This is a genomic window from Vibrio sp. 378, from assembly GCF_033339435.1.
Map to the genome: position 1 here is coordinate 1 of NZ_JAWOUO010000496.1, position 733 is coordinate 733.

The following is a 733-nucleotide window of genomic DNA, read 5'->3' on the forward strand; positions in this document are numbered from 1 at the left end:
ACAACCATCAGAGCGGGTACTCCCGCTCGCTTTCACCCTTTTGGCTTTGTTGAGCGCCCCTGTCCTTGCGAGTAACGACGAGTTGATTGCAGCAGGCGAGAAGCAAGCCATGGTTTGTAAAGCCTGCCATCAATTTGAGCCGAATGGCGTAACGCTGGTTGGCCCGCCCTTATGGGGGCTAGCGGAGCGCAATATCGCCAGTTTTGAGGGCTTCAATTACAGCGACGGAATTAGACAACATCAAGGAAAGTGGGACGCTGAAAAGTTGGACGCATTTTTATCCGCTCCGAATGCCTTCGCGCCAGGAACCAACATGGTCTTCCCTGGCGTAACAGATCCCGGTGCGCGCGCGGCTATCATTGCATGGCTTGCAACGAAAAACCCGACACCACCCAATTGGAATATGACGTCATCAGGATTGGAGGTTAAATCGCCAGGTGATGGGATATTAACGCCGGGAGAGAATATGGAGCTCGTCGCTGCAGTCTGCTCAGCCTGTCATTCGTTACACATGGTCACACAACAAGGACTAAGCCGCCAAAGATGGGATGAAACCCTCGACTGGATGATTGAGGAGCAAGGAATGGAAGATTTATCAGGCGACGACCGAGAAGCCATTCTGGAATACCTTTCTACCTATTATGGGGGGTAGCTGCGAAATGAAGAGGCCATCTCAAACTTAGTTGATTTAGCTCCAGATATAAATCTCACTAATAAGTATTTTTGCCACGTA

Annotated in this window: 1 protein-coding gene; it reads left to right on the forward strand. The window is 50.5% G+C overall.

Going from position 1 to position 733, the window contains the following annotated elements; genetic code table 11:
* The coding region (locus tag R7Q48_RS27155) for a c-type cytochrome (protein WP_318133353.1) at positions 1–652 on the forward strand (652 nt) is incomplete at its 5' end.
* Positions 653–733 lie beyond the last annotated feature (81 nt).